At 68.6% G+C, this 18,192-nt stretch carries 16 protein-coding genes; 13 read left to right on the plus strand and 3 right to left on the minus strand.

All coding sequences use genetic code 11. From position 1 onward, the window contains the following. Positions 1-257: 257 nt before the first annotated feature. Genes ACFV15_RS32490 through ACFV15_RS32530 form a run of 9 tightly spaced genes read left to right on the plus strand, consistent with a single transcriptional unit; the run spans position 258 to position 11,972 of the window. Entirely contained in the window at positions 258-2,360 is a 2,103-nt protein-coding gene (locus tag ACFV15_RS32490) for a hypothetical protein (protein WP_378355147.1), read from the plus strand. Beyond that, positions 2,357-4,414 carry a hypothetical protein gene (locus tag ACFV15_RS32495; protein ID WP_378355149.1) on the plus strand — a complete coding sequence of 686 codons (2,058 nt, stop codon included), beginning with the start codon at positions 2,357-2,359 and terminating at the stop codon, positions 4,412-4,414. The genes ACFV15_RS32490 and ACFV15_RS32495 overlap by 4 nt, the downstream gene beginning before the upstream one ends. Next, positions 4,411-5,859, plus strand: a complete 1,449-nt coding sequence (gene pelF, locus ACFV15_RS32500) for a GT4 family glycosyltransferase PelF (protein WP_378355150.1) — start codon at positions 4,411-4,413, stop codon at positions 5,857-5,859. Before ACFV15_RS32495 ends, pelF begins: the two co-directional genes overlap by 4 nt. Beyond that, the gene (locus ACFV15_RS32505) at positions 5,856-7,184 is read left to right on the plus strand and encodes a hypothetical protein (protein ID WP_378355152.1); all 1,329 of its coding nucleotides are present in this window, start codon (positions 5,856-5,858) and stop codon (positions 7,182-7,184) included. The genes pelF and ACFV15_RS32505 overlap by 4 nt, the downstream gene beginning before the upstream one ends. An 18-nt stretch (positions 7,185-7,202) precedes the next feature. Continuing rightward, positions 7,203-7,925 carry an NDP-sugar synthase gene (locus ACFV15_RS32510; RefSeq protein WP_378355154.1) on the plus strand — a complete coding sequence of 241 codons (723 nt, stop codon included), beginning with the start codon at positions 7,203-7,205 and terminating at the stop codon, positions 7,923-7,925. After that, on the plus strand, positions 7,922-8,815 hold the full coding sequence (locus ACFV15_RS32515) for an NAD-dependent epimerase/dehydratase family protein (protein WP_378355156.1): 894 nt from the start codon (positions 7,922-7,924) through the stop codon (positions 8,813-8,815). Before ACFV15_RS32510 ends, ACFV15_RS32515 begins: the two co-directional genes overlap by 4 nt. Continuing rightward, positions 8,812-9,714 carry an endo alpha-1,4 polygalactosaminidase gene (locus ACFV15_RS32520; RefSeq protein ID WP_378355157.1) on the plus strand — a complete coding sequence of 301 codons (903 nt, stop codon included), beginning with the start codon at positions 8,812-8,814 and terminating at the stop codon, positions 9,712-9,714. Before ACFV15_RS32515 ends, ACFV15_RS32520 begins: the two co-directional genes overlap by 4 nt. 12 nt (positions 9,715-9,726) lie before the next feature. Continuing rightward, positions 9,727-11,037 carry a nucleotide sugar dehydrogenase gene (locus ACFV15_RS32525; protein WP_378355158.1) on the plus strand — a complete coding sequence of 437 codons (1,311 nt, stop codon included), beginning with the start codon at positions 9,727-9,729 and terminating at the stop codon, positions 11,035-11,037. Further along, the gene (locus tag ACFV15_RS32530) at positions 11,034-11,972 is read left to right on the plus strand and encodes an NAD-dependent epimerase/dehydratase family protein (protein ID WP_378355160.1); all 939 of its coding nucleotides are present in this window, start codon (positions 11,034-11,036) and stop codon (positions 11,970-11,972) included. Before ACFV15_RS32525 ends, ACFV15_RS32530 begins: the two co-directional genes overlap by 4 nt. A 217-nt stretch (positions 11,973-12,189) precedes the next feature. Here the strand turns inward: ACFV15_RS32530 and ACFV15_RS32535 are convergent, their stop codons facing one another. Further along, entirely contained in the window at positions 12,190-13,029 is an 840-nt protein-coding gene (locus ACFV15_RS32535; RefSeq protein WP_378355163.1) for an undecaprenyl-diphosphate phosphatase, read from the minus strand. 1 nt (position 13,030) lies between these two features. Beyond that, positions 13,031-14,068 (minus strand): LLM class F420-dependent oxidoreductase, encoded by a 1,038-nt coding sequence (locus ACFV15_RS32540; protein ID WP_378355164.1) that lies wholly within the window; start codon positions 14,066-14,068, stop codon positions 13,031-13,033. Positions 14,069-14,155: 87 nt separating this feature from the next. Between ACFV15_RS32540 and ACFV15_RS32545 the strand changes: the two genes are divergently transcribed. The 3 genes from ACFV15_RS32545 to ACFV15_RS32555 are packed head-to-tail and all read left to right on the plus strand — an operon-like array spanning position 14,156 to position 16,419. Beyond that, positions 14,156-15,112 (plus strand): aldo/keto reductase, encoded by a 957-nt coding sequence (locus ACFV15_RS32545; RefSeq protein ID WP_378355166.1) that lies wholly within the window; start codon positions 14,156-14,158, stop codon positions 15,110-15,112. 51 nt (positions 15,113-15,163) lie between these two features. After that, a complete protein-coding gene (locus tag ACFV15_RS32550) occupies positions 15,164-16,201 on the plus strand; it encodes a YncE family protein (RefSeq protein WP_378355168.1) in 1,038 nt (345 codons plus the stop codon). Continuing rightward, positions 16,198-16,419, plus strand: a complete 222-nt coding sequence (locus ACFV15_RS32555) for a DUF5703 family protein (RefSeq protein WP_091287619.1) — start codon at positions 16,198-16,200, stop codon at positions 16,417-16,419. The genes ACFV15_RS32550 and ACFV15_RS32555 overlap by 4 nt, the downstream gene beginning before the upstream one ends. Before the next feature lie 39 nt (positions 16,420-16,458). On the opposite strand, the gene ACFV15_RS32560 is transcribed toward ACFV15_RS32555, so the two are convergent. Further along, positions 16,459-17,781, minus strand: coding sequence for a M20/M25/M40 family metallo-hydrolase (locus tag ACFV15_RS32560; protein WP_378355170.1), 1,323 nt, complete (start codon positions 17,779-17,781; stop codon positions 16,459-16,461). A 50-nt stretch (positions 17,782-17,831) separates the two neighbouring features. Between ACFV15_RS32560 and ACFV15_RS32565 the strand changes: the two genes are divergently transcribed. After that, positions 17,832-18,182, plus strand: a complete 351-nt coding sequence (locus ACFV15_RS32565) for an RNA-binding S4 domain-containing protein (protein ID WP_378355172.1) — start codon at positions 17,832-17,834, stop codon at positions 18,180-18,182. Positions 18,183-18,192: the final 10 nt, after the last annotated feature.

An 18,192-nucleotide genomic window follows, 5' to 3' on the forward strand; every position in this document is an offset into this window, starting at 1 on the left:
CATCAGATCATCTCTCGGTCTGCGTGTTATAGGCCGATCGGGCGGTCCGCTACTCCATCAGAGAGCAATTCAAGAAATTGTCGGTAACGGTGTAACGCATCTGGCGCCGAGTCCGACCCACTAGTTGCTGTCGCTACTGCTTTGGAACAGCGGGGTAGGCCATCAACCGTCAATCACCATTCTCCGTCAGGCCCATCGACGGGGAACCGGTCCTCCCCTGCCCACATCATCCTACGTCCGAGGGGAAAAAACGGACCATGAGAACGTCGCCCTCCAGTGGCAGAAAGACCGCGACGCTGCTGCTCACACTGCTGCTCACGTCGGCGGGAGCCCTAGTCCCACCAGCGGCGAGCGCGAGTGAGCATCCGCGCCACGGGCTCATCCGCGGTGAGGTGGCCCGCCCGGCGCCCCCACCCGCGGCGCCACTACCGGTCAAGAACGGCCCTGTCGGCGCGGCCACCGCCCGCGCGGCGCAGGTGCTCGCCACCGACCAGGTCGCGCTGCGCCCGCTGGTGATCGCGCTCGACAGCGCGGACTTCGGCCTGCCCACCTGGAAGGCCGTGCTCAACCGCGCTGGCTCGCCCTACGACGTGCTGTACGCGAAGTCGGACCCGCTGACCGCGGCGAACCTCGTCCGCGGTGACGGCGTCGGCAAGTACAACGCCATCCTGCTGACCGACAACGCGCTGCTCTACCAGGACGGCGGCGGCAACTACGTCTCCGGCCTCGACCCCGCCGAGTGGAACACGCTCTGGGACTACGAGCGCACCTACAAGGTGCGTCAGGTCTCGCTGTACACCTCGTGGGGCAGCTTCCCCGAGGACTACTGCCTGCGCCCCGGCATCGAAGGCAGCGTCGGCGCCTCCATCCAGTCCGCGCTGACCACCGACGGCGTCAAGTTCTTCAGCGACCTCAACCCCAGCGGCCAGATCCCGATCTCGTACTCCTACGTCTACCGGTCGAAGCTCCAGGCGGGCTGCAACGCCCAGCCGCTGCTGACCTCCGGCGGCTACGTGCTCGGCGTGACCAGCCCGTCGGCCGACGGCCGCGAGCGCGCCGCGCTGACGTTCTCCTCCAACGAGTACCTGATGCAGACCGACCTGCTCGGCTACGGCCTGCTGCGCTGGGCCACCCGCGGCGTGCTGACCGGCGAGTTCCGGCACTGGCTGACCGCCGACGTCGACGACTGGTTCAACTACAACGACCACCGCTACCCCGACGGCCACGTCGAGACCGACCCCGGCTTCCGGCTCTCCGGTCCCGAGGCGGCCGCCGCGAACGGCCAGCAGATCGCACTGCGCTCGCTGTACCCGCTCGCGGGCAACTTCACGCTGAACCTGCCGTACAACGGTGACGGGATCGCGGCCGGCGCGCTGCCGCTGTGCACCTCGCTGCTCTCCCCCGACCCGCTGACCAGCTTCTCGAAGTGCCTGGCGAACAACTTCCGCTGGATCAACCACACGCTGACCCACCCCGACCTCAACACCACGACCTACGCGGTGAACAAGGCCGAGATCGCCGACAACCTCACCGTCGGCCGCCAGAACGGGTTCACCGTGCCGACCGAGGTGCTCAAGACCCCGGCGTACTCCGGCCTCGGCGTCTACAACCCCGACCCGAACGCGCCGGACACCGACCCGCCGACCGACTTCGGGCTGGCCGCGTCCAACCGCGCCATGCTGACCGCCGCCAAGGACCTCGGCGTGAAGTACCTGCACGGCAACATGTCCTTCGCCAGCCACCGGCCGAGCTGCTTCAACTGCGGGATCAGCCACCCGCTCGAGCCCAGCCTGATGATCGTGCCCGACTGGCCGACGAACATCGGCTACCAGGCGACCACGGCCGACGAGGAGACCTCGCTCTACAACAGCCTCTACGGCCCGAACGGGCGGTTCCCCTACTACGACCACAACCTCAACTACACCGAGGTGATCGGGTACGAGTCGGACGTGACGCTGCAGCACGTGATGAGCGGCTCGGCGTACACGCACACCCTGCACGAAGGGAACCTGCACCAGTACAACTCCAGCCAGAGCCTCACCTTCGACCTGCTGCGGGCGACCGTCCAGAAGTACAGCTCGCACTACCAGGTCCCGCTGAAGAACCCGGACTGGCCCGCGCTGGCCGCCTACGTCAAGGCCCGCACCGCGCACGTCGCCGAGTTCGCGGCCGGTCAGGACCCGGTGTGGAACAAGACCACCAACACGGTCAGCTACACCCCGACGAAGACCGGCTCGGTGTTCCTCACCGGCGTCACCGGCGCGGCCGCCTCCAGTGAGCGCTACGGCGCGGAGAACATCGCGCAGTTCAACACGGTCGCGGGCACGCGATTCACGACGACTGCGACGCCGCGCCCGTGAAGATGGCACGCAGGCTTCAAGGTCCGGCGCTGGTCGTCGCCGCGCTCACCCTCGTCGGGGTGACGCTGGCGAGCCCGAACAGCGCCGGGCCGGGCACGGGCGGTGAACCTGTGGCGGCACCCGTGCCGCCACAGGCGCTCGCCGCCCGCAAGAGCCGGGTCCCGGTGCGGGTGTCCGCGCCGGGCGGCACCGGTGACCGGATCGCGTTGCGCCAGCTGGTGATCGCCACCGGCGAGGACGACTTCGGCCTCGCCACGTGGAAGTCCGTGCTGGACTCGCTCGGCTCGCCGTACGACGTCGTGCTCGGCGACCGCGAGCGGCTCGACCCGGCGAAGCTGACCGGATCCGATGGCGTCGGCCGGTACAACGCGATCCTGCTGACTGACAACGCGCTGCTCAAGGCGCGTGGCGGCGGGAAGTACACCTCGGTGTTCGACGACGCGCAGTGGCAGATCCTCGCCGACTACGAGCGTCGGCACCGGGTGCGCCAGGTCGCGCTCAACGCCTCCCCCGTCGCCGGTCCCGACGAATACTGCCTGCGTGCCAAGGGTGAGACCGACATCGGCAAGAACCCGGCCCAGCTCACGATCACGCCATCCGGCGCGAAGCTGCTGGACTATCTCGCGCCCGATGCCCGTATCCCGCTCACCCAGTCCTACCTGTACAAGACCGAGCTGAAGCCAGGCTGCTCCGCCGAGCCGCTGCTGTCCTTTGAGGACTCCGTGGCCGCTGTGCTCGCCCGCTCGGCCGACGGCCGCGAACGCGCGGCGCTGACCTTCTCGACCGGACCGGACGCGCTGTCGACGGTGTTGCTCGGCTACGGGCTGGTCCGGTGGGCGACGCACGGCGTGATGATCGGTGAGCAGCGGCATTGGTTCACCGTGGACGTCGACGACTGGTTCAACGTCACGATGCGCCTGCAGCCGGACGGCACGCGCGCGGTGTTCCGGCTCGACGGGCCGGAAGCCGCCACGATCAGCGCCCAGCAGAAAGAGCTGCGCGGCAAGTACCCGCTGGCGGACGGGTTCACGCTGAACCTGCCGTACAACGCGGGCCGGTTCCAGAACTGGGTGCCCGCCGAGTGCTCCGCCAACGGTGACGAGGACTCGCTGAGCCGCTATTCGCGGTGCCTGGCGGGCGAGTTCCGCTGGATCAACCACACGCTCACCCACCCCGAGATGAACGACACCTCCTACGACGTGAGCCGCAAGGAGATCGCCGACAACCTGCGGCTCGGCGCCGCGGGCGGGCTGGCCGTGCCCGGCGAGATCCTCAAGACGCCGGAGTATTCCGGACTCGGCGTGTACAACCCCGACCGGCGGTCCACCGAGCCGCCGACCGACTTCGGGCTGGCCGAGTCGAACCAGGCGATGCTCGACGCCGCGCGCGATCTCGGCGTGAAGTTCCTGCAGGGCAACATGTCCTTCACCGGGCACCGGCCGAGCTGTTTCAACTGCGGCATCCACCACCCGTTGCGGCCGGAGCTGCTGGTGGTCCCCGACTGGCCGACGAACATCGCCTTCGAGGCGACGACACCGGCCGAACAGTCGACTTTGTACAACGCCGAGTACAAGCAGGGCCTGGACTACAACGCGGTCATCAACGCCGAAGCCGACGTCTCACTGCGACACCTGATGAACGGCTCGGCGTACGCGCACACCCTGCACCAAGGGAACCTGCACGTCTACGAACCCGGTCGCAGCGTGGCGTTCGACTGGATCACGGCCACTGTGGACAAGTACGCGAAGCTCTACCGGGTCCCGCTCAAAGCACCGGACTGGACCACACTCGCGCACTACACGCGCGACCGGACAGCGCATTTCACCGAACTCGCCGCCCGCCACGACGCGATCTGGGACCGGACGTCCAACACCGTCAGCTACACCCCGGACGGCACCTCGGCGTTGTTCGTCACCGGCCTCGAAACCCGCGAAGCCACCGACGCCGACCAGAACGGACCGGACGAAGGCGAGCTCTACGGATCCGACTCGGTGTCCAGGTTGGACCTGACCGCAGGCAACACCGTCGTAGTGAAGGCGAGCCCCCGGACATGACCGAGCTGGTGGAACTCGAGCCCGGCCGCAAGACGGTCGCCAGGCCGCTGCGGATCGCGCTCGTCTCCGAGGGCGCCTACCCGTTTCAGCCCGGTGGCGTGAGCCTCTGGTGCGATCAGCTGGTCAGGGGCATGCCGGAGCACTCCTTCACCGCGGTCGCGCTGACCGTCGACGGCTCGGAGAAGCCGACGTGGGACGCGCCGGGCAACCTCGACGAGATCGTCAACCTGCCCTTGTGGGGACGGCGGCGCCGCCCGTTCCGCCGCAGGCCCGCCGAGTTCGCCGAGGTGCACGAGGCGTTCCTGCGCTCGTTCATCCCGCATTCCTCGTCGAGCGCCGACCAGCTGCTTTTCGCGCTGCGGCGGCTTTTCGAGCTCGCGCAGACGTCCAATGTGGCCGCCGCGCTGCTCTCCAACGAGTCGGTCGACCGGCTGAGCGAGATCTACCGTGAGGCATTCGGCGAGCGGCTTCCCCTGCGCGAAGCCACCACGGCGACGCGGCTGTTCGAGCACATGCTCCGCCCGCTCAGCTCGCCGCCGATCGTGACCGATGTCGTCCATCTCGCGATGAACGGGCTCAGCGCGCTGGTCGGGATGACCGCGAAATGGGCGTACCGCACGCCGATTCTGATGTCCGAGCATGGCGTCTACCTGCGCGAACGCTATCTCGGCATGGCCAAGGACGACACACCGCCCCGGCTCAAGACCATGCTGCTCGCGTTCCATCGCGCGCTGGCCGAGGCGGCATACCTCAGCTGTGACGCGCTGGCGCCGCATTCGAGCTACAACCGGCGCTGGCAGCTGCGCGGCGGCGCCGACGAGTCGCGCATCCACACGATGTACAACGGGATCGACCCCGCCGATTTCCCCGAGGCGGAGACCGAACCCGACGAGCCGACCATCGTGTTCGTCGGGCGGATCGACCCGCTCAAGGACCTGCACACGCTGATCAGGGCGTTCGACATCGTGCGCGACGAGCTGCCGAACGCCCGGCTGCGGATGTTCGGGCCGGTCACCGAGATCAACCGCGAATACCACGCGGGCTGCCAGAAACTGGTCGACGAACTCGGGCTGACCGGCGCAGCGGTGTTCGAAGGACGCGTGCCCAACCAGGCCGACGCCTACCAGGCCGGGCACATCGTCGCGCTGACCAGCATTTCCGAGGGATTCCCGTTCACCGTCGTCGAATCGATGTCGACCGGCCGCGCGCAGGTGTGCACGAACGTCGGCGGGGTGTCCGAGGCCGTGGGGGACGCCGGCTTCGTGGTCGCGCCGCGAGACCACGAAGCCGTCGCCCGCGCCTGCCTCAAGCTGCTGACCGACGACGACCTGCGGCGCGGCCTCGGCCGGGTCGCCAGGCAGCGGGTGCTGGAGAACTTCACGTTGCAACGCTGGAACGACCGCTACCGCGCGATGTACCGCGACCTCACCGGAGGTCACGAGTGAGCTTGGACGAACTGACCGCGCGGGTGGCGGGGATCCTGCCGCAGCCGGTCGACGAACTGCAGGTCGCCGCGCTGCTGGAGAGCCAGGGCCTGACCGATCAGGGCGCCGTCGACGACTACGGGATGGCGGACGTGTTCGCCGTCGCCGTGCTCGTCTTCGCACGGCTGCGGGAACGGCCAGCGCCCGCTCCGGCGCCGGAAGAGCCGCCGGAGACGCGCAACTGGACCGAGATCGTGCGCGGCCCGCTGTACGCGTTGCCCGCCATGGTCTATCCGGCGGTTTCGATGGCCATGGACGAGACGCGGATCGTGCCCGCGATGGTGTTCACCACCGCGCTGGGCTGGATCTGGGGCGCGGGCACGAGCTGGGTGGCGTACCGGCTGCTCGGCCAGGGCTTGGAGAAGGCGGCCGGGAAGGCACAGCGGGTGCTCGGCGGGGTCGGGCTGGTGCTCGTACTGATCGGTTCGGTGCTGCTCACGCCCGGTCCGCTGGTCTTGTTCGCGGTGACACAGATGGTCTTCCAGCTCGCGGTCGGCGTGCTGGTGTTCTATCGCGACGAGAACCGGCTGGCGATCGCGATGACACCGGCGTGCGTCGCCGGGCTCGCGCATCTGATGTCCGGGTATGACGACGGCCTGACCATCCCGACGCTGGTCTGCGCGGTGGTTTCCGTGCTGCTGGCGGGTTTCGCGGCGCTGCGTGCCACGTTCACCGGCACCGGCACACTGCGGATGCCTCGGTGGCGGCCGCTCGCGATCGGCGCGGCGCCGAGCATGGTCTACGCCGCGCTCTGCGCCGGGCTGCTGCTGTACACCGACACCCGGTACGTCGTCGCGAGGATCGATCTCGCGGTGGGTGTCGCGCCGCTCGTGCTCGGTATGGGCGCCGTCGAGTGGCGCGCCCACCGGTTCTTCGAGCAGGCTGGTGAGCTCATCCGGGGCACCATCCTGCCGGCGCAGTTCAGCCGCGAGGTCTGGCGGGTACTGCTGCGCGAACTCGGCGCGTGCCTGATCCTGCTCGCGTTGTGCGGGCTGCCGGTGCTGGCGCTGCTGGCGTATCACGGCGTGCTCTCGCGCAGCGGGGCGCTGCTGATCGACGGGCATCTGATGCTCGGTGGCGCGTTCTTCCTGGGTTTCGTGCTCGCTCGCGTGTCGATTCCCGCGCTGCTCGCGGTCTGGAGCGGCGTTTTGTTCGTCTACATAGGACTCGCTGAGGTCCTGAACGGCGGCCATGTGCCGCTGCTGCTGGTGAGTGCCACCGGGTTGGTGGCACTGATGCTCATGGCGCTCCGGACGAGCGTCGGGCAAGTACGTCATTACGGCTGACTAAGGAGGCACCATCAGATGCACGCGGTGATACTCGCCGGTGGCCGAGGAGTGCGCTTGCGGCCCTACACCACGGCACTGCCCAAACCGCTCGTCCCGATCGGTGAGGAATACGCGATCCTCGACATCATCCTGCAGCAACTGCGCGCGCACGGGTTCGACCAGGCGACGCTCGCGATCGGGCATCTGGGTTCGCTGATCCAGGCGTTCGTGGGCGACGGTTCGAAGTGGGGCATCAGGGTGGACTACGCGGAGGAGGAGACACCGCTGTCCACCATCGGGCCGATCCTGAACTTCCTCGACCGGCTGCCGGAGGACTTCCTCGTGATGAACGGGGACGTGCTCACCGACCTTGACTACCTCGCGCTGCTCGAACACCACCGGGAAGCCAAGGCGCCGCTGACCGTCGCCACCTACCAAAGACAGGTGAAGATCGACTTCGGGACGCTGGAGACCTCGGACGGCCGGATCACCAGTTTCGTCGAAAAGCCGACGCTGGCGTACGGCGTGAGCATGGGCGTCTACGCGATGTCCCGCAAGACACTCGCGCCCTATCCGCGCAATGTCCCCTTCGGACTCGACGACCTCGTGCTCGATCTGCTCGCGCGCGGTGACCTGCCGTGCTCCTACGACTTCGGCGGCTACTGGCTCGACATCGGCCGTCCCGACGACTACGACGAGGCCAACGCCAGCTTCGAGAAGCTGCGCTCGGTGCTGCTGCCCTCCGGAGAGGCCAAGTGAAACGTATTCTGCTGTTCGGCGCGTCCGGGTTCCTCGGGCGCGCGGTGGTGGCCGCGTTCTCCGGAAGCGCGGACGTGGTGTGCGCGAGCCGCGGTGCCCGCGACGAACCCGGCTGGATCCGGCACGACCTGGAGCAGGATTCCGCCGCTCAGCTCGCGTCGGTCGTCCGGCAGGTTCACCCGGACGCGGTGGTCAACTGCACCGGAAGGCTCGACGGGACGACCGCCGAACTCGTGTCGGCGAACGTGCTCGCGACCGCGCGGCTGCTCGACGCGGTGTCCACTTCGGACGCCCGGCTGGTCACGCTCGGGTCGGCGGGCGAGTACGGCGCGGTGCCGGTCGGTCACCCGGTCGCGGAGGACGCGCCGACCGAGCCGGTCGCGGCGTACGGGGTGACGAAGCTCGCCGCGACCCGGCTCGTGCAGTCCGCTGTGGACGGTGGGGTCGACGCGGTGTCGTTGCGGGTGTTCAACCCGATCGGCGCCGGGATGCCGTCGGGGACGGTGCTCGGGCGGGCGGCGTCCCGTATCCGTGAGGCGCGGAACTCCGGGCAGGACTTCATCGAACTCGGCCCGCTCGACGCTTACCGCGACTTCGTCGATGTGCGGGACGTGGCTTCGGCGATCGCGGCTGCGGCATTGGCTACCGAGGTGAAGGAGCCTGTGCTCAACGTGGGCAGTGGGTCCGCTGTCCGTACCCGCGACGCGGTCGCGCTGCTCGCGGAGATCGCGGGCTTCTCCGGGTCGGTCCGTGAGGTGGGCGCCGCGCAGGCCAGGTCCGGCGCGGTGAACTGGATCGCCGCGGACGTGTCACGGGCCAAGCTGGCCTTGGGCTGGTCGCCGCGATATTCACTGGCCGATTCGATTCGCTTGATCTGGCACGAGGGGTGATCAAGCTTTTCGCGGCGCTTCTGGTCACGCTGATCGCGATGTCGGCGTGTTCGTCCGACTCGCCGGAAGAGAAACCGGTCTCGAACGGCGGCGCGTTCGTTTATCAGCTACAAGGCTATGCGAACGGGCGGCTCGACGAGATCGCGGCCGCTCCGTTCCGGATGGCCGTGATCGATTTGGCAAGAGACGCGTCGCACGCTTATTTCACCGCGAGTGAGATCGGCGCGGTCAAGGCTTCGGGAAAGAAGGTGCTGGCCTATTTCGAGATCGGCGCGATCGAGAACTTCCGGCCCGAATACGCGGCGGTGAAGGACAGTTCGCTCATGCTCAACGAGTGGCCGAGCTGGCCGGGTGAGTTCTTCGTGCGCTACTGGGAGCAGCAATGGTGGGACATCGCGGTCCGGCCGCGGCTCGACCGTGCGCTCGAGGCCGGTTTCGACGGCGTCTACCTCGACACTCCCCTTGCCTACGAGGAGATCGAGCTCAACCGGGTGCCGACACTGACCCGCGAGGAACTCGGCGCCAGAATGGCCTCGCTGATCGTGCGGATCAGTGGCTACGCCAAGCGGGTGAAATCCGGCTTTTCGATCTTCCCGCAGAACAATCCCGAGCTACAAAAATACCCGGGCTTCGTCGACGCGATCGACGGAATCGGCATGGAGGAACTCGTCTTCCAGGCCACTGACCAGCCGTGTACCGCGGATTACTGCGCCGAGAACCTCCAGGGGGCCAGAGAATTACGTAAAGCAGGCAAGACCGTGCTGGCGATCGACTACGCGAATCAGCCAGTGAATATCGCTAACGCATGCCGTCGCTATCGCGACGAAGGTTTCGAAGGGTATGTCACCGTGCGCGCTCTGGATCGAATCAGCGCGCCCTGCCCACCAAATCCGCGCTAAGAGGAGCAGAAAGTGGTAGAGGCGTCACCGGAATTGCGGAAGATCGGCATCATCGGAATGGGCTACGTCGGCCTCACGCTGGCCGCGGCGATGGCCAAGCGCGGGTACGAGGTGCACGGCGTGGACACCCAGCCCGACGTGGTCGACTCGCTCAACCGCGGCAAGCCGCACATCTTCGAGCCAGGCGTCGAGGAGGCCTTCGCCACGCTGATCGGCGAGCGGATCTTCGTCGGCTCGGAACTGCCGGAGAGCGGCGTCGACGCGGCCGTGATCTCCGTGTCCACCCCGGTCAACCTGGACACCCACGAGCCCTACCTCGGCAATCTCGCCGCGGCGGCCGAGCACGTCGCGAAGCGCTGCTCCCCCGAGACGCTCGTGGTCGTGCGCAGCACCGTCCCCGTCGGCGCGAGCCGCAAGGTCGTGCTGCCCGCGCTGGTCGACGCCTGGGGTTCGGCACGGCTGGTCATGGCGCCCGAGCGCACGATCCAGGGCCAGGCGCTGCGTGAGCTCGTCGAACTGCCGCAGGTCGTCGGCGGGCTCGACGAGGAGAGCCTCCAGCTGGGCTTGGCACTGTTCGGCGGCCTGTCCGCACAGCTGGTGCCGGTGTCCAATTTGGAGACCGCGGAGCTCGTGAAGCTCACCAACAACTGTCACACCGACGTCATCTACTCGTTCGGCAACGAGGTCGCCAGGCTCACCCAGCGCCTCGGCCTCGACCCGCTGGAAGTCATCCGCGCGACCAACCTGGACTACCCGAGGCCCGACATCGCCAAGCCCGGCTACGTCGGCGGCGGCTGCCTGTCCAAGGACCCGTACATCATGGTCGCCGCGGGCTCGTCCGTCGGCTACACGCCGTCGCTGATCAGCGCGGCACGCACGGTCAACGAGCAGACCCCGGTCCACGTGGCCGAGCGCATGGTCGAGCTGATGGGCAGCGGCAAGACGCTCACGGTCCTCGGCTGGGCGTACAAGGGCTGGCCTCCCACCGACGACATGCGCGGCACTCCGATCGCGTCGATGATGCCGGTCTTCACCGAAGCGGGCATCACGGTACTCGGCCACGACCCGCTGGTCGGCCCGGCGGTGATCACCCATCACGGCGGCGCGCCGGTCGACCTCGCCGATGGCTTCGCCCGCGCGGACGCGGTGTTGATCATCACCGATCACCCCGAATACCGGAAGCTCGACGTCGACGGCCTGCTGGCGGGTTCGGACGTCAAGCTGCTCTTCGACTCCTGGCGCATCCTCGACGAGAAGAGCGTGACAGCCCACGGAGTCCGCTACGCCGGACTCGGCTACGAACCGACCGGAGCGGCCCGATGAAGACACTGATCCTCGGCGGCGCCGGCTTCATCGGCCTGCACCTGACCCGCCGCCTGCTCGCCGCCGGGCAGGAAGTGACCATTGTGGACGACTTCTCCCGCGGCAAGCGCGACCCGGAACTCGACGCGCTGAACGTCCCGGTGATTTCGGCCGACCTGACCGAGCCGTTGACGCTCCCGGCCGAATGGGACCACGTCTACATGCTCGCCGCGGTCGTCGGCGTCCGCAACGTCGAGCGCGACCCGGCCCGCGTGGTCCGCATCAACACACTGGCACTCATGAACACCCTCGACTGGATCCAGCCGGGCGTGAAGCTCTTCTTCGCGTCCACCAGCGAGGCGTACGCCGGCGGCGTGACGGCCGGCGTGGTCCCGGTGCCGACCGCGGAGGGTGTCCCCCTGCTGATCGAGGACATCACCTCGCCCCGTTTCGCTTACGCCGTCAGCAAAATGCTCGGCGAAGCGGCGGTCGTCCACACGGCCCGCGCCAAGAAGGTCCCCTACGTCATCGGCCGCTTCCACAACGTCTACGGCCCACGCATGGGCGCCGACCACGTGGTCCCCGAGCTGGCGTTGCGCGCGATGGCCAAGGAGGAGCCGTTCCGCGCGTTCGGCCAGGACCAGGCTCGCGCCTTCTGCTACGTCGACGACGCGACGGAGGCCATGCTCCAGCTGATGACCACGGACGCGGCGGTCAACGAGATCGTCCACATCGGCAACGACGAGGAGACCAACATCGGCGACCTCACGGCGCTGGTGTTGAAGATGGCGGGCCACGACCCGGAACTCGACCGCGTCCCTGCCCCGCCGGGCTCAGTCGCCCGCCGCTGCCCGGACATCTCGAAACTCCGCGCCCTGACAGGCTTCGAACCCACGGTCTCCCTGGCCGACGGGGTCCGCCGCACCTTCGACTGGTACGCCGCCAACTGGAAGTGACCCCACCCCCTGCTTTGCCCGGCCCACACGACGTGAACGCCACTTTCGCAACGTTGAGCGTTGTGGAAGTGGCGTTCACGCGGACCGATCAGGGGGCCGGCCGGAGGTGGGCTCCCCCAGTACTCGGCGGGGTGGAGGTTCGTGGCGCGCATTGCCGAGTGCTGAACCTCTGCGCTTTCAAGCCGAGCGGTATAGGGCGTTATACATCGCGAGAGTGCTAGAGCGCGGGGCCCGCGTTGGGGGCGAGTGCACCTGTCAGGATCAGTACGAACAGGAGGATGCCCAGCGCGATCCGGTAGATCACGAACGGCAGGTAGCTCTTGGTCTTGATGAACGCCATCAGCCACGCGATGACCACGTAGCCGACGCCGAACGCGACCAGCGTGGCCAGGATCGTCGGCCCCCACTGCGCGGGCACGCCGTCCTTGCCGATGTCGGTCAGCTTGTACAGCCCGGACCCGAACACCGCGGGCACCGCGAGCAGGAACGCGTACTCGGTCGCCTCGGCGCGCGTGTAGCCGAGGAACAGGCCGGCACTGACCGTGCCACCCGACCGCGAAACGCCAGGGACGATCGCCAATGCCTGCGCGAAGCCGAAACCGAGGCCGTGCGGGACCGTCAGATGGTCGAGTTCGCGGTACTTCTTGCCGACGCGGTCGGCGATCATCAGGATGACGCCGAACACGATCAGCATGGTCGCGGTGATGCGCAGGTCGCGGAACGCGTGATCGATGTTGTCCTGGAACAGCAGGCCCAGGAACACGATCGGCAGCGAGCCGACGATGATCAGCCAGCCGAGCCTGGCGTCGGGATGGCCGCGCCAGTCCTTTTTGTACAGCGAGAAGAACCAGGCCTGGATGACACGGCCGATCTTCTTCGCGAAGTACAGGATGACCGCAAGCTCCGTGCCGATCTGGGTCACCGCCGTGAACGCGGCGCCGGGGTCGTCCCAGCCCGCCAAGGCCGCCGTGATGCGCAGGTGCGCGCTCGACGAGATCGGCAGGAACTCCGTCAGGCCCTGCACCAGGCCGAGCACGAGTGCTTCGAACCAGCCCATGTCAGGCCACCCCCGCCAGTTCCAGCGCCTCGACGGCGGTGCGCAGCGCGGACGCCTGGTCCGCGACGCTCGGCGCGATCGTCAGTGTGGTCACCCCGGCTTCGGCGAAGGCCTGCATGCGTTCGGCGATCCTTTCCTTCGGGCCGAGCAGCGCTGTCGCGTCGAGGAACTCGAGCGGCACCGCGGCCTGTGCGCCCGCGTAGTCCTTGGCCAGATACTTTTCCTGGACCTCCGCCGCTTCGGCTTCGAAGCCCATGCGGCAGGCCAGCTGGTTGTAGAAGTTCTTGTCGCGGCTGCCCATCCCGCCGATGTACAGCGCCGCGTAGCCGCGCACGTTGTCCGCACACGCCTTCCAGTCGTCGCCAGGCACGAGCGGGACGGTCGGCGCGATGTCGAAGCCGTCGAGCGAACGGCCCGCCCGCTCGGCGCCTGCCCGCAGCGGCTTGATCAGCCCGCCCGCGTGCTCGGGCGAGTAGAACACCGGCAGCCAGCCGTCGGCGATCTCACCGGTCAGCTCGAGGTTGCGGGGACCGATCGCGGCGAGGTAGACGGGGATGTGCTCGCGTACCGGGTGGACGGTCAGCGTGAGCGCTTTGCCTGGCCCATCAGGTAAAGGCAGTGTGAAGTGGTCGCCGTCGTAACGGACACGCTCGCGCCGCAACGCCATCCGCACCACGTCGACGTACTCGCGGGTGCGGCCCAGCGGCGACGCGAACCGGACGCCGTGCCAGCCTTCGGACACCTGCGGGCCGGACACGCCGAGCCCGAGCCGGAACCGGCCAGCCGAAAGCGTGTCGAGTGTGGCCGCGGTCATCGCGGTCATCGCCGGGGTCCTGGCGGGAATCTGCAGTACAGCGCTGCCGACGTCGATGCGTTCGGTCTGCGCCGCGATCCAGGCGAGCACCGTCGGCGCGTCCGATCCGTACGCTTCGGCGACCCAGACCACCGAGTAGCCCAGCTTGTCGGCGTCCTTCGCGAGCGCCAGGTTCGACGCGTCGTTGCCCGCGCCCCAGTAACCGAGATTCAGTCCGATCCGCACGATCGCAGACACTAACGGGGCCGGTATGCCCGACACAGACGTGCCTTGGTCAAGGCGACGCGGGCGCGGCGACTAGGCTCGGCGGTCGTGGAAAAGCGACAGCTCGGCCGCTCGGGACTCCGTGTCTCGCGCATGGGCCTCGGCACGATGACCTGGGGCGGCGAAACCGACGCCGAAGAGGCGGCCAGCCAGCTGGTCGCGTTCGTCGACGCGGGCGGCACGCTCGTGGACACCGCCGACATCTACCACGAGGGCGAGGGCGAGCGGATGCTCGGCTCGCTGCTCGCGGACCTCGTGCCCCGTGACGACATCGTGCTCGCCACCAAGGCGGTCGCCAGGCGCGGCGACGGGCCGTTCGACGGCGGCGCCTCGCGTGGCGCGCTGCTGTCCGCTTTGGACGGATCGCTGAAGCGGCTCGGCGTCGACCACATCGACCTGTGGCAGCTGCACGCCTGGGATCCCGCCGTGCCGGTGCAGGAAACACTGTCCGCTGTGGACTACGCGATCACGAGCGGCAAGGTCCGCTACGCCGGCGTGTCCAACTACGCGGGCTGGCAGCTGGCCACCGTCGCCGCGAGCGGGTCGATCGTCTCCACCCAGGCCGAGTACTCATTGGTCGAGCGCGGCATCGAGCGTGAGGTCGTGCCTGCCGCCGCGCACCACGGCGTCGGCCTGCTGCCCTGGGCGCCGCTCGGCCGCGGCGTACTCACCGGCAAGTACCGCACCGGCACGCCGGCCGACTCGCGTGGCGCGTCCGCGACGTTCGCCGGATACGTCGAGCAGCACCGCACCGAGCGCGCGGCCCGCATCGTCCAGGCCGTCGTCACCGCCGCGGACGGGCTGGGGACGTCGCCGCTGGCCGTCGCACTGGCCTGGGTCCGTGACCAGCCGGGTGTCGTCGCCCCGATCGTCGGCTCGCGCGACACCGGGCAGCTGACGGGCTCGCTGGCCGCCGAAGAGATCACCCTGCCGCCTGCCATCAAGTCCGCGCTGGACGACGTTAGTGCCATTGAATTCGGGTATCCGGAGCGTTGGCCTAGGTGACCGTTTGGTGACGCAGGGGTGACGGGACGGGTGAGTTAGAGGATGCTGGGAATGACTCTGCGTAGAGAATCGCCGGGAGGCTTGGTGCGTCTGCAGCTGGTGGTGATCGGCCTGGCTGGCGCGCTCGTGCTCACTGGCTGTTCCGGTGACGGCAAACCGAGCGACGACCTGCAGATCGTCGCGAACCCGGTGGCCGCGACCGCGCCGGTCTCCCCCGCCACCGCGGCCAAGCCCGCCGGCCGGGTGCTCCCGGCGACCGGTGTGACCGCCACGGCGATGGACGCGTCAACACGCACGCTGGTCGTCGCGCTCGCCGAGCCGCCCTCGCTGCGGCTGGTCAACCTCGACACGCCCGACGCCGCGCCTCGTGACGTGCCGCTCGCCGGTCCCGCCGAGCGCCTGACCATCACGGGCGGCCACGCGCTGGCCAGCATCCCGTCGAAGTCCCAGCTCGCGCGTGTCGAACTCCCCGGCGGGGTGCTCGCCTCGGTCGACGTCGCCGGTCAGCCCGCCGCCGGCCGCGAGGCAGGGAACCAGCTGCTGGTGGCCGTCCGTGACCGCAAGGCGCTCGACGTCTTCGACGGCGGCAAGCTCACCAAGAGCATCAGCGGCAAGATCTACAGCGCCGACGACGTGATCACCACCAGCGCGAACTCGACCGTCGTGCTCGACCGGCTGCGCACGGCCGTGTTCGCGGTCGACGTCGCGGCGGGCACCGTCGGCGAGGGCCTGCGCGCCGGCGACGGCGCCACCAACGCCACCGCCGACGGCTTCGGCCGCGTGCTGGTCACCGACACCCGTGACAGCGCGCTGATCGCGTTCTCCACGAACCCGCTGCTGATGCGCCAGCGCTACCCGGTGCCCGGCGGGATCTACGGCATCACCTACGACACCAAGCGCAACCTCGCCTGGGTCACTCTCACGGAGCGGAACGAGGTCGTCGGTTTCGACGTCCGTGGCGGTGAACCGACCGAAAAGTACCGTTTCGCGACGGTCCGTCAGCCGAATTCGGTTACCGTCGACGAACAGACCGGCCAGGTCGCCGTCGGCTCGGCGACCGGGGAAGGGATCCAGGTGATCGCGCCATGAGTGTCGTAGACGAGGCGGTGGTCGAAGGGGATTGGGAGTATCGCCGGCTGCAGCTGCCACCCGGGATTTCCCGCCGGGCGGCAGCGATCCAGCTGGCGATCCACGCCGAGTTCGCGGGCTGGGAGCTCTCGACCGTCCGGCTTTACTCCGACGGCACGCGGCGCGTGCTGCTCCGCCGCAAGCACCGGCCCGGCCTCCTACCCGGCCTGATCACCTGAGTCGTGAGTGATTTGGCCGGTTAGAACCGGCCGTACCACTCACGACGCCTGGAAGAAGCGGTCCAGCACTCGCACGCCGAACTTCAGCGCGTCCACCGGCACCCGCTCGTCCACGCCGTGGAACAGCGCGGAGAAGTCCAGGTCGGCGGGCAGTTGCAGGGGCGCGAAGCCGAAATTGCGGATCCCGAGCGTCTGGAACGCCTTCGCGTCGGTGCCGCCGGAGAGCATGTATGGCAGCGTGCGCGCCCCGGGGTCCTCCGCGAGCACGGCCGCGGTCATCGCGTCCACGAGCGCACCGTCGAAGGTCGTCTCGACCGGCGGCAGCTCCATCCATTCCTTCTCGATGTCCGGGCCGAGGATCTCGTCGAGTTCCTTGTTGAACGCGTCGAGCCTGCCCGGCAGGATCCGGCAGTCCACCGCGGCCTCGGCGAACGACGGGATGACGTTCGACTTGTAGCCCGCGGTCAGCATGGTCGGGTTCGCGGTGTCGCGCAGTGTCGCGCCGATCATCCGCGAGATGTTGCCGAGTTTCGCGACGGCGCCGTCGATGTCGTCCTCGGGGAAGTCCCAGCCGGTGATCTCGGTGACGCCCGCCAGGAACTCCTTGACGGAATCGGTCAGCACCAACGGGAACCGGTGGTTGCCGAGCCGCGCGACGGCCTCGGAGAGCTTGGTGACGGCGTTGTCGCGGTGGATCATCGAGCCGTGCCCCGCGGTGCCGCGCACGCGCAGTTTCATCCAGCGGATGCCCTTTTCGGCGGTCTCGATCAGGTAGGCGCGGACGTTGTCCTTCAGCGTGATCGAGAAGCCGCCGACCTCGCTGATCGCCTCGGTGACGCCCTCGAACAGCTCCGGCCGGTTCTCGACCAGCCACTGCGCGCCGTACTGGCCGCCTGCCTCCTCGTCGGCCAGGAACGCGAACACGAGGTCACGCGGCGGCACGATGCCGTGCCGCTTGTAGTGCCGCGCGAGCGCGAGCGTCATGCCGACCATGTCCTTCATGTCGACCGCGCCGCGTCCCCAGACGTAGCCGTCCTGGATCGCGCCGGAGAACGGGTGCACCGACCATTCCGAGGCGTCGGCAGGCACGACGTCGAGGTGCCCGTGGATGAGCAGCGCGCCGCGGCTCGGATCGGCGCCCGCGAGCCGCGCGACCACGTTGTGCCGGTTCTTGCCGCCGGACTCGACGTAGGTGATCTCGTACCCGACCTCGGTGAGCTTCTCCGCGACGTATTCGGCGGCTTCCCGTTCGCCGACCAGCGTGGCGGGGTCGCCGGTGTTGGTGGTGTCGATGCGGATGAGCTCGCTGACGAGCGTGACGGCTTCGTCGGCGGCGGTTTCGATCAAGTTCGGTTCGGTCACGTGGCCATTCCTACCAGGTGCCAGTATGTAGAGCTGTGGAGTCCACTCGTGTGGACCGCTGGCTCTGGGCGGTCCGGCTGACCAAGACCCGACCGGACGCGGCGGCGGCCTGCCGCGGCGGGCATGTTCGCGTCAACGACAAACCGGCCAAACCCGCGACGACCGTGGTGCCCGGCGACCAGATACGGGCGCGGGTGAACGACACGACCCGGATCATCGAGGTCGTGCGCGTGATCCAGAAGCGGGTCGGCGCGGCGGACGCGGCCACCTGCTTCATCGACCGGACCCCGCCCCCGCCGAAGGAGATGGCGATCCCCGTCGCGAAGCGGGACCGGGGCGCGGGCAGGCCGACCAAGCGGGAACGGCGGGTGCTGGACCAGTTCCGGTCGGGCAGCCTCTGAGCCGATGAGA

The organism is Amycolatopsis sp. NPDC059657 (assembly GCF_042734395.1).
Lineage (GTDB): Bacteria > Actinomycetota > Actinomycetes > Mycobacteriales > Pseudonocardiaceae > Amycolatopsis.

What these genes read in the sequence shown, in the direction of transcription:
- ACFV15_RS32530 (WP_378355160.1), top strand. Translation starts at nt 11,034, where the DNA reads ATGAAGACACTGATCCTCGGCGGCGCCGGCTTCATCGGCCTGCACCTG.
- ACFV15_RS32490 (WP_378355147.1), top strand. Translation starts at nt 258, where the DNA reads ATGAGAACGTCGCCCTCCAGTGGCAGAAAGACCGCGACGCTGCTGCTC.
- pelF (WP_378355150.1), top strand. Translation starts at nt 4,411, where the DNA reads ATGACCGAGCTGGTGGAACTCGAGCCCGGCCGCAAGACGGTCGCCAGG.
- ACFV15_RS32550 (WP_378355168.1), top strand. Translation starts at nt 15,164, where the DNA reads ATGACTCTGCGTAGAGAATCGCCGGGAGGCTTGGTGCGTCTGCAGCTG.
- ACFV15_RS32555 (WP_091287619.1), top strand. Translation starts at nt 16,198, where the DNA reads ATGAGTGTCGTAGACGAGGCGGTGGTCGAAGGGGATTGGGAGTATCGC.
- ACFV15_RS32510 (WP_378355154.1), top strand. Translation starts at nt 7,203, where the DNA reads ATGCACGCGGTGATACTCGCCGGTGGCCGAGGAGTGCGCTTGCGGCCC.
- ACFV15_RS32535 (WP_378355163.1), bottom strand. Translation starts at nt 13,029, where the DNA reads ATGGGCTGGTTCGAAGCACTCGTGCTCGGCCTGGTGCAGGGCCTGACG.